Here is a 25451-nt window from a genome sequence, read left to right as displayed (position 1 = left end):
TCCATCCTTCAACGCGAGTGGGGCAATCTCCTTCGCAAACGCCTCCCATTCCTCAAGGATACTATTGGCATTATTGTTAATAAATTCGGAAAGCGTCATGTCATCCCCTGCAGGTTGAAACACGATTAGATAAGCCTTCCCCGCGCATGGTTCCATGCCTCCCCACAAAAACCATAGCATTTAAGAAATAGTTGATGCTTGAATCTGTTAGGATGCTAGCCACCTCGACAACCCATGTACAGGATCGCCCATGCGCAGCACATCCCCCGCGGCCGGCCGCGAGACCATCCTTGAAGACGGCAAGCCCATCGTCACCACCACCGACCTCCAGGGTCGCCTGACCTACGCCAACTCCACCTTCATCCACGCCAGCGGCTACGCCGACGAGGAACTGCGCGGCCGCCCGCAGGCCTCGCTCTACCACGCCGACATGCCGACCGACGTGGATGCCGACATGTGGCGCACCGTGTTGTCGGGCCAGCCGTGGCGCGGCCTGGTCAAGTACCGCTGCCAGGACGGCGGCCATTTCTGGTGCATCGCCAACGTCACGCCGGTGATCGAAAAGGGCAAGACCACCGGCTTCATGTCGGTGTGCACCAAGCCCAAGCGCGAACAGATCCAGGATGCCGAACAGCTCTACCGCAGCGTCAAGGGCCCGAATCCGGAAGGCATCCGCATCGTGCGCGGCGCCGCCGCCGCGCGCGGCTGGCGCCGCTGGGCCCAGGCGCTGCGCGACATCACGCTGGCGCAGCGCCTGGCCCTGTGCTTCGGCGGCATGGCGGTGCTGGGGCTGTCGATCGCCAGCCACGCCGTCTGGCCGTATGCGCAGAGCGCGCTGCACTGGCAGGCGCTGCTGATGGTGGCGCTGGCCCTGTACAGCTGGCGCAACCTGCACCTGGCGGTGGTGGCTCCGATCAAGGCCAGCATCGACGCCGCCCGCATCCTGGCCGGCGGCGACCTGACCACCCGCATGGCGGTCGACCGCCATGACGAGCTGGGCCAGCTGCAGGCGTTTGTGCGCCAGCTGAACCTGAACCTGGCCTCGATCCTGGTCGACATCCGCAGCAACTTCACGCTGACCCGCAGCACCACCACCCAGGTGCGCGCGGCCAATGCCGACCTGTCGGCGCGCACCGAGGCGCAGGCCGCCAACCTGGAGCAGACCTCGGCACACATGGGCCAGATCACCGGCACCGTCAGCCAGACCGCCGACAACGTCAACACCGCCAGCGGCGTGGCGAGCGAGGCGACCGCGCTGGCCGAACGCACCGGCGTCGCGGTCACGCAGGTGGTGGCCGCGATGAACGACATCCGCGCGTCCTCGAGCCAGATCGTCGACATCATCAGCCTGATCGACGGCATCGCCTTCCAGACCAACATCCTGTCGCTCAACGCGGCGGTGGAGGCGGCGCGCGCCGGCGAGAGCGGCCGCGGCTTCGCGGTGGTGGCCGGCGAGGTGCGCAACCTGGCCCAGCGCAGCGCCGCCGCTGCCAAGGAAATCAAGACCCTGATCGACGCCTCGGCCGGCAAGATCGCCATCGGCGCCGGCATGGCCAGCGCGGCAGGACAGGACATGGACGCGGTGATCGCCGCCATCGGAAGGGTGGCCGCCATCATGGGCGACATCAGCGGTTCGACGCGCGCGCAGAGCAGCGGCGTCAACCAGGTCAAGGACGCCATCATGCAATTGGACGAGGTCACCCGCCAGAACGCTCAGATGGTGGAGGAGGCCTCGGCCGCCACCGGCGTGCTGGACCTGCAGGCGCAGGCCGTGGCCAAGGCGCTGGAAGTGTTCAAGCTGCCGCCGCAGGGCAAGCCGGGCAAGTCGCCGGCCGGCCTGGCGCTGATCGCCTCGCACCAGGCGGCGCCGGAGCGCGCGGCGCCCCCGCTGGCCCGCCGCGCCTGACGCCGCAGGCGGGTAGCCGGGGGCCGGCCTGGGCCGGCCGCCGTGCTCAGTTCAGCAGGTTGAAGTCGGCGCGGTAGTAGTTGCCTTCCGGCCCGCTGCCGGCCAGTTGCAGATAGATGGTCTGCTTGCCGATGTTGGCGTGCTCGACTTCATAAGCGCCGCTGGCCAGCGACTGGCTGGCCGGCACCGCGAAGGTCAGCGAAAACTGGTCGCCGCGCGCGGCCTCGAAATGGCGCTTGACGCTGAGCAGCGTCATCGCCATCCCCCGGCTGCCCGGATACACATTGAAGCGCTCCTGCACCAGCGGCAGGTAGGCCGCGCTGCCGGCCACCGCCGGCACGGACGCGGCGCCGATGCTGGCGACGTCCGCCGTCCTGGCCTTGGCCAGCTCGGCCGCGCCGCACAGGCCGCTGCCGCCCAGCAGGCCGCCGGTGGCTAATACAAAGGTTCGCCGTTCCATGATGATTCCTTCACGATGATTAGCTGCGCGGCGGGAAGATGCCCTGCAACGCGATAATGAAATTCAGTTCCAGATAGGGCTGCACATTGTTGTGCGGCTGCCCGCCGCCGATCGACGCGGTCAGCACGGCGCCGCCCATCGGCAGCAGCGGCGCCGGGCCGATATACGGCGGCGTCGGCGAAATCGCCACCGCCAGCGTGTTGCCGCTCGGGCTGGTCGTGGTGGCCGGCAAGCCGGACGCCATCATGTCGTGTCCGTGGACCGGCGTCTGCGCGCCGCTCACGGTGGCGGTGGCGGCGCCGCCCGTCTCGCCCTGGAACCGCTCGGTCAGGCCGGCGCCGTGGCCGGCGCGCAGCGGCGCGCGCCGGCGCAGATTGGGCAGCGCGAAGGTGGTCTTGCCGTCGCCGCCGTATTGCGTGCCCAGCAGCGAGAACAGCGCGGTGTTCTGCGCGATCGGCAAAATCTGGCCATCGCAGGTGGCCCAGCCGGTGGGTGCGAAATTGCCGGCGAAGAGGCGAATTTCCGCAACAAAGGGATCTGCCATGGTGTCTCCTCAGAATTGGGATGGATAAATGCCGAACAGCGAAATGATGAACTGCACCGCCAGGTAGGGCGCCATATTGTCGTGCGGCTGGCCGCCGCCGCCGTCGCCGATGGTGCCGGCGCCCATCGCCAAGTTGGGGCCCGCCGTGCCGTACAGCTTGGGCTTGGCCGTTGGCGCGGCCGGCACCCAGCTTCTGTTGTCCGTGATATTGATCGCGCCGGTGGCCGGCGGCGGCACGGCCGTGCTGGCGCTGACCAGGTGGTTGTGTGGCGGGATCTGCGCGATGGTCAGGGTCACCTGCTCCAGCCCGCCCTTTTCGCCGATCAGGTACGACTGCGCGCCCAGCGTGCCGACGTGGACCGGCACCCGCCCGCTCAGGTCGGGCAAGGCGAAGGTCTCCTCGCCGTCGCCGCCGTACATGGTGCCGATCAGGCTGAACAGCGTGTCGTTTTCCGAGATGGGCATCAGCGCGCCGTCGCAGAACGCCCATCCGGCCGGGGCGAAATTCCCGGCGAACATACGAATTTCACCAATATATGGCATGGCCATGAATGTCTCCTGAAACGGTACGCTTAATTGTACGAAGGGAAAATGCCGACCAGCGCGATGCCGAACATGCTGGTGGCATAGGGCTGGCGGTTCTCATGCGGCTGACCGCCCCCGGCGTTGGCGACGCTGCCCGCCGCCAGCGTGGCGCTGCCATCGAAGCCATGGAAGACATTGACGCCACCGGCCGGAATCGAGCACAGGTAGTTGCCGCTGGGGCTGGTGGAGCGCAGCATGCTGGGATTGGTCTCGTTGACCGCCTGCATCGCGTGCGTATGCTGGGGCAGCTCCTGCGACGTCAGCGTGTGCATGGCCTCGCCACCCCGCGCGCCCGGCTGGGGGTTGTGCATGGGCATGCGCCCGCGCAGGTCGGGCAGCGCGAAGTTGGTCTGGCCGTTACCGCCGTACGTGGTGCCCAGGATGGCAAACAGCGCCTGGTTCTGGCTGATCGACAAGAGTTGTCCGTCACAACGCGCCCAGCCCTTGGGAATGTAGTTGAAACTGAACATGCGGATTTCGCCCAAAAATGGTTCAGACATGGTCGCTCCTGATGGCAAGAGATTGCCGCACCGGTGCGGCCGGGCGGCGGATGGAAAATGCGCCGTCGGACGACGGCGTTCAGGCAAGGGGAAGTGTCAGCCGCGTCGGCGGCGCTTGGCGCGGCCGGCCAGCAGCAGCCCGCCCAGCCCCACCGACAGCATCAGCGCGGACGAGGGTTCCGGCACCGCCGTCATCACCAGCGAGACGTTGTCGAGTTCGGTGTAGTCGTAGAGGTTGCGATTGGAGAACTGCAGCCAGGTCGACGACTTGTCGGTGCTCAGGTTGTTGATGACGTAGTGGGTCCAGTCGCCGCTGGTGTTGGTCTGGTGCCAGACCACGGCGCCGTTGAACAGCACCTGGGAATCGTTGACCGCCGGGGTCACGCCGTACGAACTGTCGAAGCGCTGCAGGTCGAATTCCAGGGTGTATTTGTAGCCAGCGTGGGTGGCGACCTGCTGGCCCAGCAGGCCGGCGCTGGCCGAGTTGCCATCCCAAAATACCGAGTTGAGCACGTTGGACAAGGGCGTACCGGAATAGTCGTAGCCGACCCATTGCAGCGACGTGTCACCACCCTGGGTCCAGAACGTCAGCCAGGGGTCGGAGAACTTGCCGTCGACGACCAAGTTGGCGGCAAAGGCGGATGGGGCGCCGAACACGGCGGCGCACAACAAGGCGGGCAATAACTTACGCATGGCTAACCTTCAAAAAGAATTGAGGATATGGCGAGCAACAGTGCGCGTATTTTACTGCAATAATTTCAACAAATTGTCATTATGATAGCAATAGGAAAAAATATTGCCAAAACCGTTGTTTTGTTGAAGTAACAAGTTATGAGCATATTGACAATTACTTTTCAGCGTACATCCAGCCTATGCTGCCGGCGCTGACGTTGTGGATGAGCAGGCGGCCGGCAGTCTCGGTCACGCCGGTGGTGACCGGCGCGGCGCCGCCCGGGTCCTGCAGGTCGGCGACGATGCGGCCGTCGCCGGTGAACGCCAGCACGTGGCCGTAGGGCTTGGGCTCCGGCCACAGCGCGCGCGGCACGCGCAGCATCAGCTTGCGCAGCCAGGGCTTGTCGGCCATCTTGTCGAGGTCGTTGCGCTGGCCGGACAGGCCCAGCCAGATGCGGCCGCCGGCGCCGCGCACCAGGTTGTCCGGATAGCCCGGCAGGTTATCGAGCAGCACCTGCGCCTGCGGCGACGTCACGCGCACGTCCAGTCCGGCGGCCGCGTCGACGGCGATTTTCCAGACCCGGTACTTGCCGCTCTCGCTCACGTACAGCCAGCGCTGGTCCTCACTCATCAGCACGCCGTTGGCGAAACTCAGGCCGCCGGCCACCACGCGCACGGCCTTGCTGGCGGGATCGTATTCCAGCACGCGCCCGGTGGACGACTGCTCCAGCACGTCCAGCATGGCCGCCTGCATGGTGTCGCGCCGCACCGGCGCGAAGCGCTGCGAGGCGTCGCTGAAATAGATCTTGCCGTTGGCCGCCACCGCCACGCCGTCGGCAAAGCGGATCGGCTCGCCGCCGACCTTGTCCGCCAGCACGCGCACGCCGCGGTCCGGCGCCACCGACAGCAAGCCCTTGACGGCGTCCGCCACGATCAGGTTGCCGGCGCCGTCGAAGTCCAGGCCCAGCGGCCGGCCGCCGGTATCGGCGTAGGTTTCCAGCGCGGTGCCGTCGGCGTTCATGCGCAGGATCTTGCCGCTGGCGACGCCGGTGTAGAGCCTGCCGTCCGGCCCGGCCAGCACATGCTCGGGCCCCACTTCACCGCCGAGCGGGATCTGCCGCAATCCAGCCAGGCGCTGGTTGACCGCGTGGATGCCGGTATAGCCCGGCGGTGTGGGCGCGGTCCAGCTGACCGGTTCGATGGCCACCGGCCACGGACTGAGATAGGCGGCGGCAAGCAATGCTGCAGACATGGAGATCCTGGCAATTTTTTTCATGACGCCCAGTCTACGCAATCCTGGCGCGGAATGGCAAAGCCTGTTTCACGCCGTGGCGCAGCTCAGCAAGTAAATCAGGCAGCCCGCGCCGGCGCCGGTTCCAGCAAGGGCTCCAGCGCTTCCAGCACGATATCGTGCAGCCGCTGCGCGGGCGAATTCAACTGCGCCTCCATGCGATGCAGGCGCAGGGCGATCATCGGCAGCGCCGGCAGCGCAAGGTCGTCCAGCGCGCTGAGCCGGGGCGGCAGGACCAGGCCGGTACGCACCGTCACGCCCAGGCCGGCGGCCACGGCGGCCCAGACGCCGCCCAGCCCCGGACTGCTGAAGGCGATCCGCCACGGGATGCCGGCGCGGTCCAGCGCGGCGGTGGCGATGCTGCGCATGGTGCATGGCGCTTCCATCATCACCAGCGGCAGCGGTTCGCCGTCGCGCAGCACGGCGGGCGCGTCCGCCGCGCCTATCCAGCGCAGCGGCAGCCGGGCGATCACCGGCGCGCTGTGCGAGGGCGGCACGAGGGCGGCGTCGCTGTCCCAGGCCAGCGCCAGGTCCAGCCGTCCGCCCGCCATCTGCGCCATCAGGTCCGCATTACGCGCCACCCGCGCTTCCACCCGCAGCCGCGGATGCACGCGCGCGAAGCGCCCCAGCACCTCGGTCAGCAGATGCTCGCCGAAATCCTCCTGCATGCCCAAGCGCACACTGCCGGCCAGCTCGGCGCCGCGCACCGCCGTGGCAGCCTCGTCGTTCAGTTCCAGCAGCCGGCGCGCATAGCCCAGCAGCGCCTCGCCGGCCGAGGTGGTCACCATGCCGCGTCCCTCCTTGCGCAGCACCGGCATGCCCAGCTGGTCCTCCAGCTTTTTCAGCTGTGCGCTGACGGCCGAGGTGGAGCGGCCCAGCCGGTCCGCCGCCTTGGCAAAGCTGCCCAGGTCCACGCCGGTCACAAAGGTGCGCAGCACGTCCAGGTCAAACGTAATCCGTCGCATGATCATCCCGATTTTCTGAACTGTTCGTCAAAATATTCCTGATTTTCAGGATCAAGATAGTCCTGTATCGTGGACCTGTCAAATCAAACAGGAGCAGACCATGGCGTCGACAGCGGGACAACAAAGCATGGGCAGCCACGCCCCCAAACTGGCGGAACTGACCGACAAGGTGCTGTTCGACGACGTCTGGCAGCGGCCGGGCCTGTCGCCGCGGGACCGCAGCGTCATCACCGTGTCGGCGCTGATCGCGATGAACCGTGTCGAGCAGCTGCCCTTCCATCTGCAACGGGCGCGCGACAACGGCGTCACGCGCGACGAGATCGCCGAACTGATTACCCATCTGGCGTTCTACTCGGGCTGGCCGACCGCCGCCTCCGCCATCACCGTGTTCAAACAACTGGAGGAAACATCATGCCTATGAGCCGCATCTCCCTGCTGAAAGGGAAAAGCCCCGAGTACCTGACCGCGCTGTCGGACAGCCTGCACCGCGCCATGGTGGAAGCCTTCAACGTGCCGCCGAAGGACCGCTTCCAGATGATCCACCAGCACGAGCCGCACGAGCTGGTCTTCGACCGCGACTACGAAAGCCCGTCCGGCCCGCGCTCCGACGACTTCGTGCTGATCAACATCACCATCGGCAAGCCGCGCAGCACCGAGATGAAGCAGGCCTTCTACCGCCGCCTGGTCGAGCTGCTGGCCGAGGCGCCGGGCCTGCGGCCGCAGGATGTAATGGTGGTGGTGTCGAGCTCGCAGGGCGACGACTGGTCCTTCAGCGGCGGCGCCCCGGCCGCCAGCCTGTGGAGGCCGGCATGATCGCGATGCAGTACAGCTTCACGCTGCCGGCCGACTACGACATGGCCATCGTGCGCGAGCGCATCGCCAGCAAGGGGCCGCTGCTGGACCAGCTGCCGCACCTGGCGTTCAAGGCCTATCTGTATGCCGAGCGCGGCGACGCGAAGGAGAACCTGTACGCGCCGTTCTACCTGTGGCACAGCGAGGCCGGCATGCATGACTTCCTCAACGGTCCCGGATTCGCCGGCGTGGCGCAGGCCTTCGGCTGGCCGTCGGTGCGCACCTGGACGCCGTGGCATGCCAGCGTCGGCGCCGCGGTGCGGCAGGCGCGCCACGCCACCCGCAGCATCGAGGCGATTCCGCCCCACAGCGACCTGGCGCAGCTGCGCCAGCGCGAAGAGCAGCACGCGCGCCACGCCCTCGAATGCGGCGCGCTGGCGGTGGTGATCGGCTTCGAGCCGGGCAACTGGAGCATCGTGCGCCTGTGCCTGTGGCGCGGCGAGCCGGCCCTGCCGCCGCTGCAGGGCGAGCAGCGCTACCGGGTCGGCCACGTGTCGGCGCCGGGACGGGACTAGCGCAGCAACAACAGCAGCGCGCCGCGCGGCTGGACGTTGGCCTGGGCCAGCATCGAGGCGCCGGCCTGGCGCAGGATGCTGGCGCGGGTCAGTTGCGCGGTCTCGCTGGCGTAGTCGGTGTCGCGGATGCGCGAGCGCGCCGCCGCCAGGTTGTTGGCGCCGTTCTCGGCGTTGCTGGCGGCCGCCGACAGCCGGTTGCTGGCCGCGCCCAGCTGCGCGCGGATGCTGCTCACCTCGTCAATCTTGCCGTCGTAATAATCCAGCGCGCTGCTGGCGCCGCTGGCGGTGGACAGGTCCTGCACCGGCTCGCCGCCGCTATACACATCCTGCAGCACCTCCACCGGCGGCCCGACCACCACCGAAGCCTGCCGGCCCGCGCTCAGGCCGGCGGCGCCCGGATTGGCGCCGGTGATGGACATCGAGTGCGGGCCCGGCCGCACCGCTTCGGTCACGGTGACCGTGCCCTTGTTCGCCCCCAGGCCCAGGCCCAGCGAGCCGGCGCTGCCGGGGTTGGATTCGGAGATGACGATATCGCGTCCGTCGGCTGCGCTGAGCGTGAGCGTGCCGCCGGTGGCGCTGGCCGTCACGCCACTGGCGCCGGCCGCCGCGCTGATGGCGCCGGCGGCGTTGGCGGCCCGGATCGCGGCGGTGTTGCCGGCGATGGCGCCGATGTTGACGCCGTTGATGGAAAAGCTGGACGCCGCCAGCGCGCCGTTGGCGGCGACCGCGCCGGACACCGTGGTGGTGGCGCTGGCCGTCACATTGCGCATATTGGCGCCATTGATGGCGGCCGCCACCGCGAAGGCGCTGCCGGCGCCCTGCCCCGGCTGCGCCCCGGCCGCCGACGCGCCCACCGCCACGCCGTTGATGACAAGATCGCCATAGTTGATCGCCGCCAGCACCGGCGTGCCGGTCGCGATGACCTGCTGCGGCGCGAGGTTGGCCGTTGCCAGGTTGGTACCGATCGGCACCAGCGCGGCCGGGATGGCCAGCGCCAGCGTCTGGTTCGCCTCGGCGCCGACCTGCAACTGCTGCGAGAACGAGCCGTCCAGCAAGCTCATGTTGTTATAGCGGGCGCCGGCGACGATGTCCACGTTGGACGCGACCAGCGCGTTCACCTCGCCCTGGATGGCGGCGCGGTCGGTCTTGCTGTTGGTGTCGTTGGCGGCCTGCACGGCCAGCTCGCGCATGCGCTGGAAATTTTCCAGCAAGCGGCCGGCCGCCCCATCCGCCACCTGGATCAGGGAAATGCCGTCGTTGATGTTTTGCCGCGCCTGGCGCAAGCCATTGATGCCCGCGCTCATGCGCTCGCTGATGGCCAGGCCGGCGGCGTCGTCGCGCGCCGAATTGATGCGCTGGCCGCTGGAGAGCTTCTGCAGACGCGCAGCCATCTCCTCGCCCGACAGCGCATAACTGCGCTGGGCGTTCAGGGAGGAGAGGTTGGTGTTGATCTGCATGTCGCCGATTCTCGATACCATCACGGAACGATGGTTGATGATTATCTAACGGCAACAATCGGCGGGACTTGAGTCGTCCGGCTGGAAGATTTAGCCCGGCAACAGCTCCAGCCGTTCGCGGGCCTGTGCCAGCTGGGCGCCGTCCATGCGGGCGGCGGTGTTTTTCAGATAACGTCCGGCGGCGGCATAACCGCTGCGCTCGGCCATCGCCAGCCACATCCACGCTTGCGCCAGATCGGCGCGCACGCCCTGGCCGACCATGAACATCAGCCCCAGGTTGAACTGCGCGCGCGCATGGCCCTGGTTGGCGGCCTTCAGGTACCAGTGGTGGGCCTGGGCGTAATCCTGCGCCAGCCCCTGGCCGTTGTCGAAGCGCAGGCCCAGCGTGAACTGCGCCAGCGCGTGGCCCTGCTCGGCCGCCTTGGCGTACCAGCCGTTGGCCTGGGCGCAATCGGGTTGCGGCCCGTCGTCCTTGTCGAACAGCAGGCCCAGGTTGTACTGGGCCGCCGCGTATTCCTGCTCGGCGGCGCGGCGATACCAGGCCATCGCCTTGCGGTCGTCGCGCGGCACGCCGCGTCCCGTTTCGTAGCGCAGGCCCAGGTCGAACTGCGCCCGCAGATGCCCCTGGTCGGCCGCCTTGCGGTACCAGAAGATCGCCTCCTGGTGGTCCTGCACCACGCCGTGGCCGGCGTCGTACAGCATGCCCAAGTGGTACTGCGCGCCGGGGAAGCCCTGCTCGGCCGCCTTGCGGTACCAGAACTGCGCCTGCTCGTAATCCTGCGCCACGCCCTGGCCGTGGTCGTAGCGCAGGCCCAGGTTGTTCTGCGCCGCCGCGTGGCCCTGCTCGGCCGCCTTGCGATACCAGTCCAGCGCCTTCTGCTCGTCGCGCGGCACGCCCTGGCCGTTGTCGTAGATCAGGCCCAGGTTGAACTGCGAGCTGGCGTGGTCCTGCTCGGCCGCGCGGCGGTACCACAGGATGGCCTTCTGGCTGTCCTGCGCGATGCCGTCGCCCTTGTCGAAGCGCAGCGCCAGGTTGAACTGCGCCGGCGCGTAACCCTGGTCGGCCGCCTTGCGGTACCAGGACATCGCCTGGCCCACGTCCTGCGGCACGCCCTGGCCGTTGTCGTAGCGCAGGCCGAGGTTGAATTGCGCGCGCGGATAGCCCTGCTCGGCCGCCTTGCGATACCAGGCGATGGCCTGCTTGAAATCCTGCGGCACGCCCTTGCCGGTGTCGTACATCATGCCGAGATTGTTTTGCGCGCCGGCGTCGCCCTGGTCGGCGGCCTTGCTGAACCAGTACATGGCCTTCTGCGTATCGGCGTCCAGGCCCTGGCCCTTGGCGTACAGCCAGCCCAGGTTGTACTGCGCGGCGGCATAGCCCTGCTCCGCCGCCAGCTGATACCACGCGGCCGCCTCCTGGTAATTCTGCTCGACGCCCTGGCCCTTCTGGTACATCACGCCCAGGTTGTACTGCGCGTGCTCGAGGCCGGACTGCGCGGCCTGGCGATACCAGACCACCGCCAGCTCATAGCTCTGCGCCACACCCTGGCCGTTGAAATACATGAAGCCCAGGCTGTGCTGGGCATTGGCGACGCCACGCTCGGCCAGTCCCTTGACGCGCAAGAACTCGGCGGTATAAGTGCTGCCGCTATTTGCGTCGGCTTCGTTGGGACCGTATTTCGTCATGCTGTCTTCTATGCTGCGTCAGGCCTGGATCGCGACCATTGCCGGTTGGTTGTCTAGGTTGGGCACCGCGTGCAGATGCGCCGAGGGCACCGCCGTCAGGCGGCCCTGGTCCTGCAGCACGTCCATGAAGCTGGCCAGCGAGATCGGGCGGTGGTACAGATAGCCCTGCATGGTGGTGCAGCCGTTGGCCTGCAGGTAGCGCGCCTGCACCTCGGTCTCCACGCCCTCGGCCACCAGGTGCAGGCCCAGGCCGCGCGCGATGGAGATGATCGCCAGGATCACCGGGTAGTGGCCGTTCTCGTCGTGGATCTCCTTGACGAAGGACTGGTCGATCTTGATCGTGTGGATCGGAAAGCGGTGCAGGTAGGACAGCGACGAATAGCCGGTGCCGAAATCGTCGATCGCCACCGACACGCCCAGCTGGCACAATTTGTTGAGCTGCTCGATCGCGTACTGCGGATTGCGGATGCAGATGTTCTCGGTGATCTCGACCTCGATCTGCGCCGGCGAAATGCCGTAGCGCGTCAGCGCGCCGCGCATCTTTTCGAAGAAGTCGCCGCGGTCCAGGTATTGCGGCGACAGGTTCAGCGACAGGCGGATCGCCTCGCCGCCGGCCGCGTTCCACTGCAGCAGGTCGCGGCACAGCGCGCCCAGCATCCAGTCGGAGATCGGCAGCATCAGGCCATTCTCCTCGGCGAACGGCAGGAACTCGCCGGCCGACAGCAGCCCGCGCTGCGGATGGTTCCAGCGCATCAGACCCTCGGCGCCGATGATGCGGCCGCTGGCCACGTCGACCTGCGGCTGGTAGTACATTTCCAGCTCGTTGAGCTCCAGCGCCTTGCGCAGGCTCTGCTCCAGCGCGATCTTCTGGTGCGACACGTCCAGCATCGAGTTGTGATAGAAGCTGTGGCCGTTCTTGCCCAGCGCCTTGACCTGGTACATGGCGATGTCCGCATGGCGCAGCAGCTCGTCGATGGTCTCGCCGTCACCCGGATAAATGGCGATGCCGATCGAGGCCGAGATGTGCACCTCGTGGCCGTCAAGGTCGAACGGCTTGTGCAGGCTCTCGAGGAATTTGTCGGCGATGGACTTGGCGTCCTGGCGGTCGCGCAGCTCCGGCAGCACGATGGTGAATTCGTCGCCGCCCTGGCGCGCCAGCGTATCGCCGCGGCGCAGGCAGTCCTTGAGGCGCTGCGCCACCTGCTGCAGCAGCTCGTCGCCCTTGACGTGGCCCAGCGTGTCGTTGACCAGCTTGAAGCGATCCAGGTCGACGAACATCACGGCCAATTCGGTCAGCTTGCGCTTGGCCTGGATCACGGCCAGGCCCAGGCGGTCCTTGAACAGCATGCGGTTCGGCAGGTCGGTCAGGATGTCGTGGTAGGCCTGGTAGGAGATCACTTCCTCGGCGCGCTTGCGGTCGGTGATGTCGCGCGCCACGCCGTAGGTGCCGAAGAACTCGTGCTTCTTTACCTCGTGGTCCGGGATGTGCATGCCGATCGCGTTGAGCGAAATCGTCATCAGCGTGTTGTTGAAGGTGCGCTCGATGCCGCTGCCGCTGTTGCACTTCAGGCGCAGCTCGACGTTGCGCGAGGCCCGCTCGTCGACGCGGCGCTCGTTGAAGGCGTAGCGCGCGCGCTCCTGGTCCTCGTCGTGCACCAGCACCGAGTAGTGGCGGCCTATCAGCTCCTCACGGGTAAAGCCCAGCAGCTGCTGCACACGGTCGTTCACGAACGTGAACTTGCCTTCGTGGTTCAGGGTGTAGATGATGTCCGGCGAGCTGTCCACCAGGTAGCGGTACATCTTCTCGGAGTTTTCCAGCTTGGAGGCGATGCGCTCGTTGTCGATGGCCAGGCGGCGCTTTTGCAGCGCGTTCTCCACCGTCTTGAGCAGCTCCTCGCGGCTGTAAGGCTTGCGCAGGTAATCATAGGCGCCGCGCTTCAGCGCGCCGATGGCGGCCTCGATGCCGACATCGCCGCTCATGACGATGACGTCGCCGTCGATCTCCTTGGCGTTGATGAAGTCCATGATCTCGTGGCCGCTCATGTCCGGCAGGCGCAGGTCGAGCAGGATCAGGTCGAATTTGAGCCTGGTCAGCTGCGCCAGCGCCTCGCTGCCGCAGGTCGCCGTCACCAGGTGGTAGTCGCGGTCGCGCAGCAGTTCGTACAGGGATGACAGCAAACGCGGCTCGTCGTCTACGAGCAGGATGCGCGGGCAGTTATCGTTGGAGAGGGCGACGGGGGCGTGGTCGTCCGGGTTGACAGCGGCTAGGCTGGCTGGGTTCAGGTTCATCATGGCCTTAAACTGAATCCATCACCCGCGTTTGCACGCCGGCGACTTGACTGGTGCTGCCACGGGCGGGCAGCAGGATTTCGAAGGTGGTACCCGTTTTACCGGAGCGGCAGGTGATCAGGCCCTGCATTTTTTTCACCAGGCTGTGGACGATGGACAGGCCCAGGCCGTGGTGTGCGCCTTCCTTGGTGCTGCGCACCGCGGAGAACAGATTGGCCAGCACCTCGGCCGACAGTCCGGGGCCGGTGTCGCTGACCACCAGCTCCAGGTAAAGCTTGCGTTCGCGGTTGACGTGACCGCGGTTCGAGATTTCGATCTTGCCACCGTCGGCCAAGGCTTCGACGGCGTTCTTGATCAGGTTGACCAGGATCTGCTTGAGCAGGTCGGCGTCGCCGTCGATTTCGGCCGGCTCCTCCTGCATGCGCACCACGATCTGCACCGAGGCCGGCACGAAATCGGTGGCGCGGAACAGGCGCAGCACGTCGTCCACCACGCGGCCGACATCGGTCACGCGCGAGGTCTCGGTGGGCTGCAGGTCGGCCAGGCCGTTGATCAGCTGTCCGACGCGGTCGATCTCCTCATTCAGGATGGACATCTCGCCCACCACCGGCTCGCGCTTGGCCAGCTTGCCGTCCAGGACCGACAGGTAGTTCTTGATGATCGACAGCGGGTTGTTCACCTCGTGCACCACGCGGCGCGAGGCTTCGCGGTATTCCTCGGCCACATGGGCGATCTGGCGCCGGGCGTGACCGCGCTCGCTGATCGCCGTCTCCAGCGCGGCGGCGGCCTGGGTGCCGAACGATTGCAGGAAGCGCTCGCGCTTCTGGAAGCTGGCCAGCTGCCAGGCCGGCGCGCCGCCGATCAACACGCCCAGGCAGCGCTGGTTGGCCACCAGCGGCAGGCACACCATGGCCTCGCTGCCGAGGATGCGGAACAGCTGTTCCTCGGCCACGTTCAGGGCCTGCTGCGAATTGCCCTCGCGGCTGATGAAGGTCAGCTTGCGCTGCGTCGCCGCCTCGGCCACCACGCCGCCCTTGTTCAGCGGGATGACGAATTCGGCCAGCCGCTGCGGCTGGTCGCCGGTGGTGGCACCGTGCAGCGCGTGGCCGGTCGGATTCTCCAGCAGCACCACGGCGTTTTCAAAATCGAACAGGATGCGCGCCGAGCGCGTCATCGCGTCCAGCAGGCCGGCCTCGCCCTGCTGGCGCGCGAAGGTCTGGCCCATCTCGGACACCAGCACCATATTGCGCACTTCCTCGGACAGCCGCTGCTGCACCGGATCGACCGCCGGCGCCGCATAGGCCGACGGCGTCGGGATATCGTCGGCGCCGGCCAGGTCGATGCCCAGGTAGGCGGCAGACTTTTCCACCTGGCGGGCGGCGCTGCTGACGATCTGCGCCAGCTTCTCGGCGTCCAGGCCGCACAGGTGGCCGGCCTCCTTGATGGCCTGCTCCTGGTCGTCGTGGAAGCACAGCAGGTGCGCCAGGCGCACCATGCGGATCAGCGGATGGGCCGACTCCAGGCGCGCGATCGGTTCATGGTGATACAGCACGCTGTCGGCCAGGAAGGAATCGAGGTGCCAGCGTTCGATCAGCCAGGCGCCCGCCTCCGAGTGGGTGATTTGCAGCGTGCGCTGTTCGACGGCGCACAGGTCCTCGTCGTCGCGCGCCATGAAGTTGAAGGCGTATTCCTTGGGCGCGGTGGCCAGCAGCGCCAGCCGGCCGACGTTGTGCAGCAGGCCGGCCAGATAGGCTTCCTCGACCTGCGGGTACTCCATCTGCCGGGCGATGTCGCGGGCGATGACGGCGGTGGTCAGCGAGCCTTTCCAGAAGCCGCGCAGGTCGGTGCTGCTGGAATGCGGGAAGCTGTTAAAGGTCTGGAACACGGATTCGCTGATAACCAGCGTCTTGATCATGTCGGTGCCCAGCGACACCAGCGACTGCTCCAGGCCGACCGCGCGCGCATTGCGGTGGTAGGCCGAGCTGTTGGCGACGGTGAGGATCTTGCTGGTCATCGCCGCATCCTTGGCGATCAGGGCGGCCAGCTCCGGCATGCCGGCGTCGTCGGCCTGCAAGTGCTCAATCAACTTAATGAGTATCTGCGGCATTGCCGGCAGACGGGCAATCAGCAGGCGATTGCGAATATCATGGTCAGGTTGATGCATCGTATCAAGCGGGGTCTGGGCCGGGTCCGTTGTGCAAAAATCGTGGGCAAAAAATAGCTACCAAAAAGTTATACTAACATAAAGTCTTGTAGTAACTTAACAGCAAGTAAGATTTCTTTCTAAACTAAGTCAATTTCCTGCCGTAAATAATTATCGACCCGGATGGCGTAGAAGCATGCTCCGGTAATAGCGCGACGTCAACCACAAAACGAGAGCAGAGGTACTAAATGCCATCTGTCCCGCGGCTAACCAGAGCACGGAGTGTGATAGGAAGGGGGCAATCACCCCCGCCACCAGCGCGCCGAGCAGGGTGACGGCGAAAGATTGGCAGGATGCCACCGTGCCGCGGATGTGCGGAAACAAGTCCAATGCCAGCAAGGTCGCCCCCGGCGCCACCACCGACATGCCGAAGGTGTAAACGAACATCGGCGCCACCGACCATGGCAGCGCCGGCGGCAGCAGCAAGTGGTAGGAAACGTTAAATATCGACGCCGTCATCAGGAAACAAAAGCCGATGCCTATCTGTCGCGAAAATGTCATCTTGCCGGCGATCCGGTTGGCCGCCAGCGCGCCGAGGAAAATCCCGCTCACCGACGGAATGAACAGCCAGCCGAACTGCGAGGCGCCCAGCCCCAGGTGGCGCGGCAGGAACACCGGCGCCGACGAGATGTACAGGAACAGGCCGGCGAAGTTCAAGGCCACCACGCCGGACTTCATGTGGAACAGCGGCGAGCGCATGATCTCGCCGTAGCTGCGCAGCAGGAAGCGCGGATTGAAGGGCTGGCGCTTTTCGCGCGGCAGGGTCTCCGGCAGCCGGCGGTAGCAGTAGATGAACAGCAGCACGCAGTAGCCCAGCAGCGCCAGGAAGATCGCCCGCCAGTCGAACAGCGTGACCACCCAGCCGCCCAGTATCGGCGCGATGGCCGGCGCGATCGAGAAGATCATCGTCACCATCGACAGCAGGCGCGCGGCGGCGGCGCCCTGGTACAGGTCGCGGATGATGGCGCGCCCCACCACCACGCCGGCGCCCGACGACATGCCCTGCAGGACGCGGAACACCCACAGGTAATGCACGGTATGCGCGGCGGCGCAGCCCAGCGTGCCGATGGCGAACATCGCCAGCGACACCAGGATCACGTTGCGGCGGCCGAAGGCGTCCGACAACGCGCCGTGCCACAGCACCATGCAGGCGAAGGACAGCATGTAGAACGTCAGGCTTTGCTGGACCTCGATCGGCGTGGCGTTCAGCGTGGCCTGGATATTCGGGAAGGCCGGCAGGTAGGCGTCGATGGAGAAAGGCCCCAGCATCGACAACGCCGCCAGCGTGGCGGCCAGCGCGCCGGCGCTGAGGACTTTCATGTGCGACGGAGGAGGTTCCGGCACCTCCGCGACGGGATCTGGGGGAAGATTGGCGGGAGGTGTAGGGAACATGCGGTGCTTTCCGGCTAGGCGCCGGCTTGCACCCGACCCGCAATTCAGAGGCAGGGGTCTGACCCCGAGGGGTCAGACCCCGCGTGGCCCTGCGGGGTCCGGGCGCGCGACGGCGCGTACTGCTTAAACTTCTTTAGGCTTGGCGGCTTCGCGGCGGTTAAAGCCCGCCACCATATCGAAGCGGAACAAACGGCATTCCAGCGCGCCGTTGAAGAAAGGCGTCTTGCGCGATTCCTTCAGGCGCAGCAGCTTGGGCAGGCCCAGGTCGGCCGTGAACAGGAACACCGTCCAGCCGGCGAAGCGCTGCTTCAAGGTGGTCGACAGCGCCGAGTAGAAGCTGCTCGCCAGTTCATCCTCCGGCAGCGTGCTGTCGCCGCGCACGCCGATACGCTCGCCGTACGGAGGGTTGGTCAGCAGGATGCCCGGCTGCTCGGTCGGCGCCTTCACTTCCTGCGCCTCGATCTGCTTGAGCGGAACGTCGAACATGATGCCGGCGCACTTCAGGTTATGGCGCGTCATCGCCACCATATCGCCCGAGATGTCGGAGCCGAAGATGGTCGGCGATGCCGGCAGCGGATTGGCCTTGATCGAATTCTTCATCTCGTTCCAAGGCGCCGGATCGAAGTCGTTGAAGGCTTCGAAGGCAAAGCGGCGGCGCGCGCCCGGCGGAATGCCCTGCACCATCTGCGCCGCTTCGCACAGGATGGTGCCGGAGCCGCACATCGGATCGAACAACGGCATGCCCGGCTTCCAGCCCGACACGCGCAGCAGGCCGGCGGCCAGGTTCTCGCGCAGCGGCGCGTCGCCGGTTTCCTCGCGCCAGCCGCGCTTGAACAGCGCTTCGCCGGAGGTGTCGAGGTAGATGATGAACTGGCGCGCGTCGAGGAAGCCGACGATGCGCATGTCCGGTTCCTTGGTGTTGACCGAAGGGCGCTTGTCGAACTGATCGCGGAAGCGGTCGCAGATCGCGTCCTTGATCTTCAGCGTGGTGAACTCCAGGCTTTTCAGCGGCGACTTCACGGCGGTGACGTCGACACGGATGGTGTGGTCGTAGGTGAACCAATCTTCCCACTGCTGCGCCAGCACCAGGTCGTAGATATCGTTCTCGTTCTGGTAGCCGGTGACGGCCATGCGCATCAGCACGCGCGACGCGATGCGCGAGTGCAGGTTAATGCGGTAGGAATCGAGCAGGTCGCCGGAGCAGTGCACGCCGCCCGGTACCTGGTTGTGCACCTTCATGGTGGTGCTCAGTTGGGCGATCTCGCCCAGTTCTTCGGCCAGCGCCGCTTCCATGCCGCGCGGGCATGGGCAAAAATAGGATGCCATAGGTGTACCTTTTGTCCGTTAATAAACCGCGCCGCCGTCGCCCCCGCGAAGGCGGGGGTCCATGCATGGCACGCTCAGCATGGGTCCCCGCTTGCGCGAGGACGGCAGTTTACTTCTGCATTGCCCGTTCCAGGAAGTCCAGGCGGTCCTGGCCCCAGAAACTCTCTCCATCCAACACATACCACGGCGAGCCGAATACGCTGGCTGCCGTCGCGTCTTCCGTATTGCGGTCATACTCGGCCTGCACGCTGGCCGTCTCCGCCGACTTGATCAGCGCCTTGCCGTCGAGGCCAAGGCTGCCGGCGATCTGCGCCAGCGTCTCTTCGTCGCCGATATTCTTTTCCTCTGCCCACAGCCCGCGCATGATGGCGAACGCCAGTTCCAGCGACACGTCCACGCCATGCGTCAAACGCGCGGCGATCACCATGCGGTTGGACAGCTCCGGCGACACCGGGAAAAACTTCGGCTGCGCATTGAGCGGAATGCCGAGGAACTCCGACCAACGCGTCAGTTCGAGCAGGCGGTAGGCCTGGCGCTGCGGCGCGCGCTTGGCCAGCGGCAGGCCGCCGGACACGCCGAACACCTTGCCCAGGTCAACCGGACGCACTTCCACCTGCACGCCGTGCTGGCGCGCCATGGCAACGAAACGCTCATGGCCCAGATACGTCCACGGCGAATGGGCGGCGAAAAAATACTGGCAGACTTTACTCATGATGCTCCGATCAATCAGAAGGGTTTGACCACAACCAGCAGCACGATCGCCAGCAGCATAAACACTGGCACTTCATTAAACACACGGAACCACTTGTGGCTGCGCGTATTGACGCCCTTTTCGAACTTCTTGAGGATGGGGCCACAGGCGTGGTGATAACCGATCACCAGCACCACGAAGAACAGCTTGGCGTGCAGCCAGTGCGGCATCTGCACGCCGTACTGCATCCACACCAGGATAGCGCCGAACACCACCGCGAACACCGACAACCACATCGAAAACCGATACAGCTTGCGCGCCATGACCAGCAGGCGCGCGGTGGAGGCCTTGTCGGTCTCCATCGCCAGGTTGACGAAGATGCGCGGCAGGTAGAACACACCCGACATCCAGGCGATCACGAAGAAAATGTGCAGCGCTTTAATCCAGAGCATAGGTCTCCTTATTGACGGATTTCGCCGTGACCGAACACGACGTACTTCAGCGAGGTCAAACCTTCCAGGCCTACCGGGCCGCGCGCGTGCAGCTTGTCGTTGGAGATGCCGATCTCGGCGCCCAGGCCGTATTCGAAACCGTCGGCAAAGCGCGTCGACGCGTTGATCATCACCGACGCCGAATCGACTTCGCGCAGGAAGCGCATTGCGTTCGTGTGGTCTTCGGTGATGATGGCTTCCGTATGCTTGGACGAGTAGTGGTTGATATGCTCGATCGCCTCGTCGATGCCGTCGACGATCTTCACCGACAGGATCGCGGCCAGGTATTCGGTCGACCAGTCTTCCTCGGTGGCCGCCACCAGGTGCGGATAACCTGCCGCGGACAGGATCGCCATCGCCTCGGGATCGGCGCGCAGCTCGACCTGCTTGGTCGCATACATCTTGGCCAGTTCCGGCAGCACCGCCGGCGCAATGGCGCGCGCCACCAGCAGCGTTTCCATGGTGTTGCAGGTGCCGTAGCGGTGGCACTTGGCGTTGAACGCGATGTCCAGCGCCTTCTTCATGTCGGCCTTGGCGTCGATGTAGACGTGGCAGATGCCGTCCAGGTGCTTAATCATCGGCACCGTCGCCTCTTCGATCAGGCGTGCGATCAGGCCCTTGCCGCCGCGCGGCACGATCACGTCCACGTACTGCGGCATGGTGATCAGCGCGCCGACCGCGGCGCGGTCGGTGGTGTCGACCACTTGCACGCCGTCCTCCGGCAGGCCGGCGCCCAGCAGGCCTTCCTTGACCAGCTTGGCCAGGGCGAGGTTGCAGTGGATCGCCTCCGAGCCGCCGCGCAGGATGGTGGCGTTGCCGCTCTTGATGCACAGGCCGGCCGCGTCCACCGTCACGTTGGGACGGGATTCGTAGATGATGCCGATCACGCCCAGCGGCACGCGCATCTGGCCGACCTGGAGGCCGGACGGGCGAAACTTCAAGCCCGAAATTTCGCCGATCGGATCGGGCAGCGCGACGATCTGGCGCAGGCCTTCCACCATCGTCGCGATGGCCTTGTCGGACAGCGCCAGGCGGTCCAGCATGGCCGGGGCCAGGCCATTGGCGGCCGCCGCGTCCATGTCGAGCTGATTGGCGGCGCGCAGTTGGGCGGCGTCGCGTTCGATCGCGTCGGCGATCAAGGTCAGCGCGCGGTTGCGGGTCGCGCTGTCGGCGCGGGCCATGGCGCGCGATGCCTTGCGCGCTTGCTGGCCCAGTTGTTCCATGTAGTGCTTGATATCCATCGTCATCCTTTGTACCGTCATTCCCGCGCAGGCGGGAATCCATAGAACGCCGGCGTGCACGCTCAGCATGGATTCCCGCTTCCGCGGGAATGACGTTCGTCAGCCGCGTGCGACTTTCAACGCCAGTTGCAGCATCGCGTCCCACGCGTCGCCGGCGTGCGCTTTGGCGCGCAAGCCCTTGATCATCTTGTCGACCTGCGCCGCATCCTTCATCGCCGCTTCCAGTACCGGCAGCGAGATGCGGCGCAGCGCCGGCTCCATCATGCGTTCCTTCGGTCCCCAGATACGATACTCCTTGAGCAGCGCACCCAGCGGACGGCCCTGCGCCATGCCCGCCTTCAGCTTGAGCAGCGTGCGGATCTCCTCCGACACGGCCCACAGCACCAGCGGCAGCGCCTCGCCCTCGCCCTTCAAGCCTTCCAGCATGCGTACCAGACGCGCCGGATCGCCCGACAGCATCGCCTCACTGAGCTTGAACACGTCGTAACGCGCCACGTTCAGCACCGCCTCGTGCACCTGCTCGTAGGTCAGCTTGCCCGGCTCGTGCAGCAAGGCCAACTTCTGTATCTCCTGATGGGCCGCGAGCAGATTGCCTTCAACGCGATCGGCGATGAAATCAATGCTCTGCCGGTCCGCGCTCTGCCCTTGTGCGGCAAGGCGCTGGCCTATCCAATTGGGTAACTGCGCCCGTTCAATCTGGGCGATGTCGATATACACCGCCGCCTGCTGCAGACTGGCGACCCAGGCCGCCTTCTGCGTCTGCCAATCCAGCTTGGGCAGCGTGATCAGGGTCAGGTTGTCCGGACTCAGATCTTTCACATAATTCTGCAGCGCCGCGCCGCCATCCTTGCCGGGCTTACCGGTCGGGATACGCAGCTCGATCAGTTTCTTGTCACCGAACAGCGACAGCGCCTGGTTGGACGCCAGCAGCTCGCCCCACTTGAAGCTGCGCTCCACGGTCAGCACATCGCGCTCGGAATAGCCTTGCGCGCGCGCCGCCTTGCGGATCTTGTCGGCGGCTTCCAGCGCCAGCAGATGCTCGTCGCTGGTGATCACGTACAGCTGGGACAGCGACTTCGTCAAATGGCCGTCCAGCGCTTCTAACCGCAATTGCATCGCGCGTCCTTACTGGATAGGCACGGCCGGCGCCGACGGCGTCAGCGCCGGCGGCGGCAGCGACACCTGCAGCGGCTTGATGGCCGCGATGCGGCGCATCATCTGCTGCACCAGGTCGGTCTGCATATCCTTGTACAGCAGCGCCTCTTCCTGCTCCTTCGCCAGCAACTGGGTTTCGTTGAAGTCGATGGGACGGGTCAGCAGGATCTGCGTGCTCGCCAGCAGCTCCTTGCCCTGCTTGTCCAGCACGCGGAACACGATGTTGTACGACAGCAGATACTGACGCACGCGGCCATTGCTGTTCAGCGACAGGATGGTCTTGCTGCGGGTTTTCTCGGGATTGGACAGCACCTCGATCACGCCGTCCGCATCCTTGGCCGCGTTGACGACGGTGGTGCCGCCGTTGGCGCGGATGTTGCGCTTCAAATCGATGGCCAGTGGCGACGCTTCCGGCAGTCCGACGTACATCGTCGGGAACGGCAGCGTGTAGTGGCCGCCGTCGCCGCGCAGATGGAAGCCGCAGGCCGACACGGTCAGCACCACGGCCAGCACCGCGGCACCCAACCGGGCGCGCCGGAACAACTCGGAAGTAGTCAGCATGTTTGAACCCAGTTAAACCACGATGTTGATCAATTTACCCGGCACCACGATGATCTTCTTAGGCGTGCCTTCGATGAACTTCTGCACCGCTTCGTTGGCCAGCGCCGCCGCCTCGATGCTCGCCTTGTCGGCGGTCTTGGCCACGACCACGCTGCCGCGCAGCTTGCCGTTCACCTGGATCATCATCTCGATCTCGGACTGCTCCAGCGCGGCCGGATCCACCTGCGGCCACTGCACGTTGAGGATGTCGCCGTGCGCCTTGGCGTAGCCCAGTTCTTCCCACAGCACGTGGGTGATGTGCGGAGCGACTGGGTTCAGCAGGCGCAGGAAGATCGCATAGCCTTCGGACACCGACGCGGCATCCGCATCCTTGGCCGATTCCAGCGTGTTCAACATCTTCATGCAGGCCGATACCACGGTGTTGTACTGGATGCGCTTGACGTCGTAGTCGGCCTGCTGCAGCACCTTGTGCAGTTCGCGGCGCAGGGTCTTGCCGGCGTCGGTGGTGGCGGTCGCGGTCAGCGGCGCGCCAGCGGCGGCGATGGCCTCGCGCTGCGCGTAGCCGAAGCCCCACACGCGGCGCAGGAAGCGGTTGGCGCCTTCAACGCCGCTGCCCGACCATTCCAGCGTCTGTTCCGGCGGCGAGGCGAACATCGTGAACAGGCGCGCGGTGTCGGCGCCGTATTGTTCGATCTGCGCGGCGGGGTCGATGCCGTTGTTCTTCGACTTCGACATCTTCTCGGTGCCGCCGATATTCACCGGCTGGCCGTCGGCCTTCGAGGTCGCGCCTTGCGGGCGGCCCTTGTCGTCCAGCGTCAGGTCGACGTCGGCAGGGTTGAACCAGGTCTTCTTGCCGGCCGCGTCTTCGCGGTAGTAGGTCTCGTTGAGCACCATGCCCTGCGTGAGCAGGTTGACGAACGGCTCGTCGAACTTGACCAGGCCGAAGTCGCGCATGATCTTGGTCCAGAAGCGCGCGTACAGCAGGTGCATGACCGCGTGTTCGATGCCGCCGATGTACTGGTCCATCGGCATCCAGTAGTCATTGCGCTCGTCGACCATCTTGTCCGAACCCGGCGAGGTATAGCGCATGTAGTACCACGACGAATCGACGAAGGTATCCATCGTGTCGGTCTCGCGGCGCGCAGGCTTGCCGCACTGCGGGCAGTCGCACTTGAGGAAGGCCTCGTATTTGTTCAGCGGATTGCCGGTACCATCGGGTACGCAGTCTTCCGGCAGCACCACCGGCAGGTCTTTTTCCGGCACCGGCACCACGCCGCAATCGCCGCAGTGGATCATCGGAATCGGCGTGCCCCAGTAGCGCTGGCGCGAGATGCCCCAGTCGCGCAGGCGGAAGGTGATCTTCTTCTCGCCCAGGCCCTTGGCTGCCATGTCGGCGGCCACGGCATCGACGGCTTCCGCGTAGCGCAGGCCGTCGTACTTGCCGGAGTTGGTGACGATGGAGATGTCCTTGTCGCCGTACCATTCCTGCCAGGCGTCGGTGGAGAACTCCTTGCCCTCGGCCTTGATGACCTGCTTGATCGGCAGATTGTATTTTTTGGCGAAGGCGAAATCGCGCTCGTCGTGCGCAGGCACGCCCATGACGGCGCCGTCGCCGTAGGTGATCAGCACGTAGTTGCCGACCCAGACCTCGACCTGCTCGCCGGTCAGCGGATGGGTGACGAACAAGCCGGTCGGCATGCCCTTCTTCTCCATGGTCGCCATATCGGCTTCGATCACGGAGCCCAGCTTGCACTCGGCGTTGAACGCGGCCAGTTCCGGGTTGGTCTGCGCGGCGTGGATCGCCAGCGGATGCTCGGCCGCCACGGCGCAGAAGGTCACGCCCATGACGGTGTCCGGACGGGTGGTGAAGACGTACATCTTGCCGTCCTGGATCAACTGGCCGTCGGCGCCCTTGATCTGATGCGGGAAGGCGAAGCGCACGCCGGTCGACTTGCCGATCCAGTTGGTCTGCATGGTGCGCACGCGCTCAGGCCAGCCTGGCAGCTTGTCGTCGACGTAGGCCAGCAGCTCGTCGGCGTAATCGGTGATGCGGGCGTAGTACATCGGGATCTCGCGCTTTTCGATCAGCGCGCCCGAACGCCAGCCGCGGCCGTCGACCACCTGCTCGTTGGCCAGCACGGTCTGGTCGATCGGGTCCCAGTTCACGGTGCCGGTCTTCTTGTAGATGATGCCTTTTTCCAGCATCTTCAGGAACATCCACTGGTTCCACTTGTAGTATTCCGGCTTGCACGCGGTCATTTCGCGCGACCAGTCGATCGCCAGGCCCATCGACTCCATCTGCTCGCGCATGTGGGCGATGTTGGAATAGGTCCACTGCGCCGGCGGCACGTTGTTGGCCATCGCCGCGTTTTCCGCCGGCATGCCGAACGCATCCCAGCCCATCGGCATGAGCACGTTGTAGCCGTTCATGCGCAGATAGCGGTACATCACATCATTGATCGTATAGTTGCGGACGTGGCCCATGTGCAGCTTGCCCGATGGGTAAGGCAGCATCGAACAGGCGTAATACTTCCCTTTCGGGAAACGCGGGTCGTGCTCGACGGCCTTGTAGGCGTCGATGGCTTTCCAGTGGGATTGAGCGGCTTTTTCTACGTCAGCGGGACTATATTTATCTTGCATGATGGTGTGCGGCCAATAAGTGTATATGA

General features: G+C 65.6%; 23 protein-coding genes. 4 read left to right on the top strand and 19 right to left on the bottom strand.

Annotated elements, in window-relative coordinates:
* Positions 1-250 precede the first annotated feature (250 nt).
* The gene (locus ACEN9O_RS11425; protein ID WP_495617655.1) at positions 251-1906 is read left to right on the top strand and encodes a methyl-accepting chemotaxis protein; all 1656 of its coding nucleotides are present in this window, start codon (positions 251-253) and stop codon (positions 1904-1906) included.
* A gap of 46 nt (positions 1907-1952) precedes the next feature.
* Here the strand turns inward: ACEN9O_RS11425 and ACEN9O_RS11420 are convergent, their stop codons facing one another.
* From ACEN9O_RS11420 to ACEN9O_RS11390, 7 genes are all read right to left on the bottom strand, one after another.
* Positions 1953-2366: a DUF6916 family protein gene (locus ACEN9O_RS11420; protein WP_495617654.1), complete on the bottom strand. Its 414-nt coding sequence runs from the start codon at positions 2364-2366 to the stop codon at positions 1953-1955.
* 19 nt (positions 2367-2385) lie between these two features.
* Positions 2386-2910 carry a phage tail protein gene (locus ACEN9O_RS11415; RefSeq protein WP_495617653.1) on the bottom strand — a complete coding sequence of 175 codons (525 nt, stop codon included), beginning with the start codon at positions 2908-2910 and terminating at the stop codon, positions 2386-2388.
* Positions 2911-2919: 9 nt separating this feature from the next.
* Complete coding sequence (locus tag ACEN9O_RS11410) at positions 2920-3459, bottom strand: phage tail protein (protein WP_495617652.1); 540 nt, start codon at positions 3457-3459, stop codon at positions 2920-2922.
* A gap of 23 nt (positions 3460-3482) precedes the next feature.
* A complete protein-coding gene (locus ACEN9O_RS11405) occupies positions 3483-3995 on the bottom strand; it encodes a phage tail protein (protein WP_495617651.1) in 513 nt (170 codons plus the stop codon).
* A 96-nt stretch (positions 3996-4091) separates the two neighbouring features.
* Positions 4092-4688 (bottom strand): PEP-CTERM sorting domain-containing protein, encoded by a 597-nt coding sequence (locus ACEN9O_RS11400; protein ID WP_495617650.1) that lies wholly within the window; start codon positions 4686-4688, stop codon positions 4092-4094.
* 154 nt (positions 4689-4842) lie between these two features.
* Positions 4843-5919, bottom strand: coding sequence for an SMP-30/gluconolactonase/LRE family protein (locus tag ACEN9O_RS11395; protein ID WP_495617649.1), 1077 nt, complete (start codon positions 5917-5919; stop codon positions 4843-4845).
* A gap of 98 nt (positions 5920-6017) precedes the next feature.
* A complete protein-coding gene (locus ACEN9O_RS11390) occupies positions 6018-6923 on the bottom strand; it encodes a LysR substrate-binding domain-containing protein (RefSeq protein ID WP_495617648.1) in 906 nt (301 codons plus the stop codon).
* A 100-nt stretch (positions 6924-7023) separates the two neighbouring features.
* Here ACEN9O_RS11390 and ACEN9O_RS11385 point away from each other — a divergent pair, with 100 nt between their 5' ends.
* From ACEN9O_RS11385 to ACEN9O_RS11375, 3 genes are read left to right on the top strand one after another with little or no spacing between them, the layout of a single operon-like run.
* Positions 7024-7344 (top strand): carboxymuconolactone decarboxylase family protein, encoded by a 321-nt coding sequence (locus ACEN9O_RS11385; protein ID WP_495617647.1) that lies wholly within the window; start codon positions 7024-7026, stop codon positions 7342-7344.
* Positions 7341-7736, top strand: a complete 396-nt coding sequence (locus tag ACEN9O_RS11380) for a tautomerase family protein (RefSeq protein WP_495617646.1) — start codon at positions 7341-7343, stop codon at positions 7734-7736. Before ACEN9O_RS11385 ends, ACEN9O_RS11380 begins: the two co-directional genes overlap by 4 nt.
* Complete coding sequence (locus tag ACEN9O_RS11375; RefSeq protein ID WP_495617645.1) at positions 7733-8290, top strand: DUF4865 family protein; 558 nt, start codon at positions 7733-7735, stop codon at positions 8288-8290. The genes ACEN9O_RS11380 and ACEN9O_RS11375 overlap by 4 nt, the downstream gene beginning before the upstream one ends.
* Here the strand turns inward: ACEN9O_RS11375 and ACEN9O_RS11370 are convergent.
* The 12 genes from ACEN9O_RS11370 to leuS form a co-directional block, all read right to left on the bottom strand.
* Entirely contained in the window at positions 8287-9768 is a 1482-nt protein-coding gene (locus ACEN9O_RS11370; RefSeq protein ID WP_495618460.1) for a flagellin N-terminal helical domain-containing protein, read from the bottom strand. The two genes, ACEN9O_RS11375 and ACEN9O_RS11370, sit on opposite strands and share 4 nt — an antisense overlap.
* 69 nt (positions 9769-9837) lie before the next feature.
* A complete protein-coding gene (locus ACEN9O_RS11365; RefSeq protein WP_495617644.1) occupies positions 9838-11433 on the bottom strand; it encodes an SEL1-like repeat protein in 1596 nt (531 codons plus the stop codon).
* Between the two features lie 18 nt (positions 11434-11451).
* Positions 11452-13722, bottom strand: coding sequence for a putative bifunctional diguanylate cyclase/phosphodiesterase (locus ACEN9O_RS11360; RefSeq protein ID WP_495618459.1), 2271 nt, complete (start codon positions 13720-13722; stop codon positions 11452-11454).
* 7 nt (positions 13723-13729) lie between these two features.
* Positions 13730-15829, bottom strand: coding sequence for an HDOD domain-containing protein (locus tag ACEN9O_RS11355; protein ID WP_495617643.1), 2100 nt, complete (start codon positions 15827-15829; stop codon positions 13730-13732).
* Positions 15830-16036: 207 nt separating this feature from the next.
* Complete coding sequence (locus tag ACEN9O_RS11350; protein ID WP_495617642.1) at positions 16037-17317, bottom strand: multidrug effflux MFS transporter; 1281 nt, start codon at positions 17315-17317, stop codon at positions 16037-16039.
* Between the two features lie 123 nt (positions 17318-17440).
* Positions 17441-18643, bottom strand: coding sequence for a THUMP domain-containing class I SAM-dependent RNA methyltransferase (locus ACEN9O_RS11345; protein ID WP_495617641.1), 1203 nt, complete (start codon positions 18641-18643; stop codon positions 17441-17443).
* A gap of 109 nt (positions 18644-18752) precedes the next feature.
* Complete coding sequence (locus ACEN9O_RS11340; RefSeq protein WP_495617640.1) at positions 18753-19355, bottom strand: 2-hydroxychromene-2-carboxylate isomerase; 603 nt, start codon at positions 19353-19355, stop codon at positions 18753-18755.
* Between the two features lie 14 nt (positions 19356-19369).
* On the bottom strand, positions 19370-19786 hold the full coding sequence (locus ACEN9O_RS11335; protein WP_495617639.1) for a CopD family protein: 417 nt from the start codon (positions 19784-19786) through the stop codon (positions 19370-19372).
* Between the two features lie 8 nt (positions 19787-19794).
* Positions 19795-21066, bottom strand: coding sequence for a glutamate-5-semialdehyde dehydrogenase (locus ACEN9O_RS11330; RefSeq protein ID WP_495617638.1), 1272 nt, complete (start codon positions 21064-21066; stop codon positions 19795-19797).
* Between the two features lie 99 nt (positions 21067-21165).
* On the bottom strand, positions 21166-22182 hold the full coding sequence (holA, locus tag ACEN9O_RS11325) for a DNA polymerase III subunit delta (RefSeq protein ID WP_161086789.1): 1017 nt from the start codon (positions 22180-22182) through the stop codon (positions 21166-21168).
* A 9-nt stretch (positions 22183-22191) separates the two neighbouring features.
* A complete protein-coding gene (locus tag ACEN9O_RS11320) occupies positions 22192-22782 on the bottom strand; it encodes an LPS-assembly lipoprotein LptE (protein WP_495617637.1) in 591 nt (196 codons plus the stop codon).
* Between the two features lie 12 nt (positions 22783-22794).
* The gene (leuS, locus tag ACEN9O_RS11315; RefSeq protein ID WP_495617636.1) at positions 22795-25422 is read right to left on the bottom strand and encodes a leucine--tRNA ligase; all 2628 of its coding nucleotides are present in this window, start codon (positions 25420-25422) and stop codon (positions 22795-22797) included.
* Between the last annotated feature and the right edge of the window lie 29 nt (positions 25423-25451).

This window comes from Duganella sp. Dugasp78 (assembly GCF_059491455.1).
Note: the sequence above shows the minus strand (reverse complement) of the source record. Positions and strands in the feature narration are given on the sequence as shown.

Excerpts from the sequence above, each read along its gene's own strand:
- ACEN9O_RS11425 (WP_495617655.1), top strand. The coding sequence starts at position 251 with ATGCGCAGCACATCCCCCGCGGCCGGCCGCGAGACCATCCTTGAAGAC.
- ACEN9O_RS11420 (WP_495617654.1), bottom strand. The coding sequence starts at position 2,366 with ATGGAACGGCGAACCTTTGTATTAGCCACCGGCGGCCTGCTGGGCGGC.
- ACEN9O_RS11415 (WP_495617653.1), bottom strand. The coding sequence starts at position 2,910 with ATGGCAGATCCCTTTGTTGCGGAAATTCGCCTCTTCGCCGGCAATTTC.
- ACEN9O_RS11410 (WP_495617652.1), bottom strand. The coding sequence starts at position 3,459 with ATGGCCATGCCATATATTGGTGAAATTCGTATGTTCGCCGGGAATTTC.
- ACEN9O_RS11405 (WP_495617651.1), bottom strand. The coding sequence starts at position 3,995 with ATGTCTGAACCATTTTTGGGCGAAATCCGCATGTTCAGTTTCAACTAC.
- ACEN9O_RS11400 (WP_495617650.1), bottom strand. The coding sequence starts at position 4,688 with ATGCGTAAGTTATTGCCCGCCTTGTTGTGCGCCGCCGTGTTCGGCGCC.
- ACEN9O_RS11395 (WP_495617649.1), bottom strand. The coding sequence starts at position 5,919 with ATGTCTGCAGCATTGCTTGCCGCCGCCTATCTCAGTCCGTGGCCGGTG.
- ACEN9O_RS11390 (WP_495617648.1), bottom strand. The coding sequence starts at position 6,923 with ATGCGACGGATTACGTTTGACCTGGACGTGCTGCGCACCTTTGTGACC.
- ACEN9O_RS11385 (WP_495617647.1), top strand. The coding sequence starts at position 7,024 with ATGGCGTCGACAGCGGGACAACAAAGCATGGGCAGCCACGCCCCCAAA.
- ACEN9O_RS11380 (WP_495617646.1), top strand. The coding sequence starts at position 7,341 with ATGAGCCGCATCTCCCTGCTGAAAGGGAAAAGCCCCGAGTACCTGACC.
- ACEN9O_RS11375 (WP_495617645.1), top strand. The coding sequence starts at position 7,733 with ATGATCGCGATGCAGTACAGCTTCACGCTGCCGGCCGACTACGACATG.
- ACEN9O_RS11370 (WP_495618460.1), bottom strand. The coding sequence starts at position 9,768 with ATGGTATCGAGAATCGGCGACATGCAGATCAACACCAACCTCTCCTCC.
- ACEN9O_RS11365 (WP_495617644.1), bottom strand. The coding sequence starts at position 11,433 with ATGACGAAATACGGTCCCAACGAAGCCGACGCAAATAGCGGCAGCACT.
- ACEN9O_RS11360 (WP_495618459.1), bottom strand. The coding sequence starts at position 13,722 with ATGAACCTGAACCCAGCCAGCCTAGCCGCTGTCAACCCGGACGACCAC.
- ACEN9O_RS11355 (WP_495617643.1), bottom strand. The coding sequence starts at position 15,829 with ATGCCGCAGATACTCATTAAGTTGATTGAGCACTTGCAGGCCGACGAC.
- ACEN9O_RS11350 (WP_495617642.1), bottom strand. The coding sequence starts at position 17,317 with ATGTTCCCTACACCTCCCGCCAATCTTCCCCCAGATCCCGTCGCGGAG.
- ACEN9O_RS11345 (WP_495617641.1), bottom strand. The coding sequence starts at position 18,643 with ATGGCATCCTATTTTTGCCCATGCCCGCGCGGCATGGAAGCGGCGCTG.
- ACEN9O_RS11340 (WP_495617640.1), bottom strand. The coding sequence starts at position 19,355 with ATGAGTAAAGTCTGCCAGTATTTTTTCGCCGCCCATTCGCCGTGGACG.
- ACEN9O_RS11335 (WP_495617639.1), bottom strand. The coding sequence starts at position 19,786 with ATGCTCTGGATTAAAGCGCTGCACATTTTCTTCGTGATCGCCTGGATG.
- ACEN9O_RS11330 (WP_495617638.1), bottom strand. The coding sequence starts at position 21,066 with ATGGATATCAAGCACTACATGGAACAACTGGGCCAGCAAGCGCGCAAG.
- holA (WP_161086789.1), bottom strand. The coding sequence starts at position 22,182 with ATGCAATTGCGGTTAGAAGCGCTGGACGGCCATTTGACGAAGTCGCTG.
- ACEN9O_RS11320 (WP_495617637.1), bottom strand. The coding sequence starts at position 22,782 with ATGCTGACTACTTCCGAGTTGTTCCGGCGCGCCCGGTTGGGTGCCGCG.
- leuS (WP_495617636.1), bottom strand. The coding sequence starts at position 25,422 with ATGCAAGATAAATATAGTCCCGCTGACGTAGAAAAAGCCGCTCAATCC.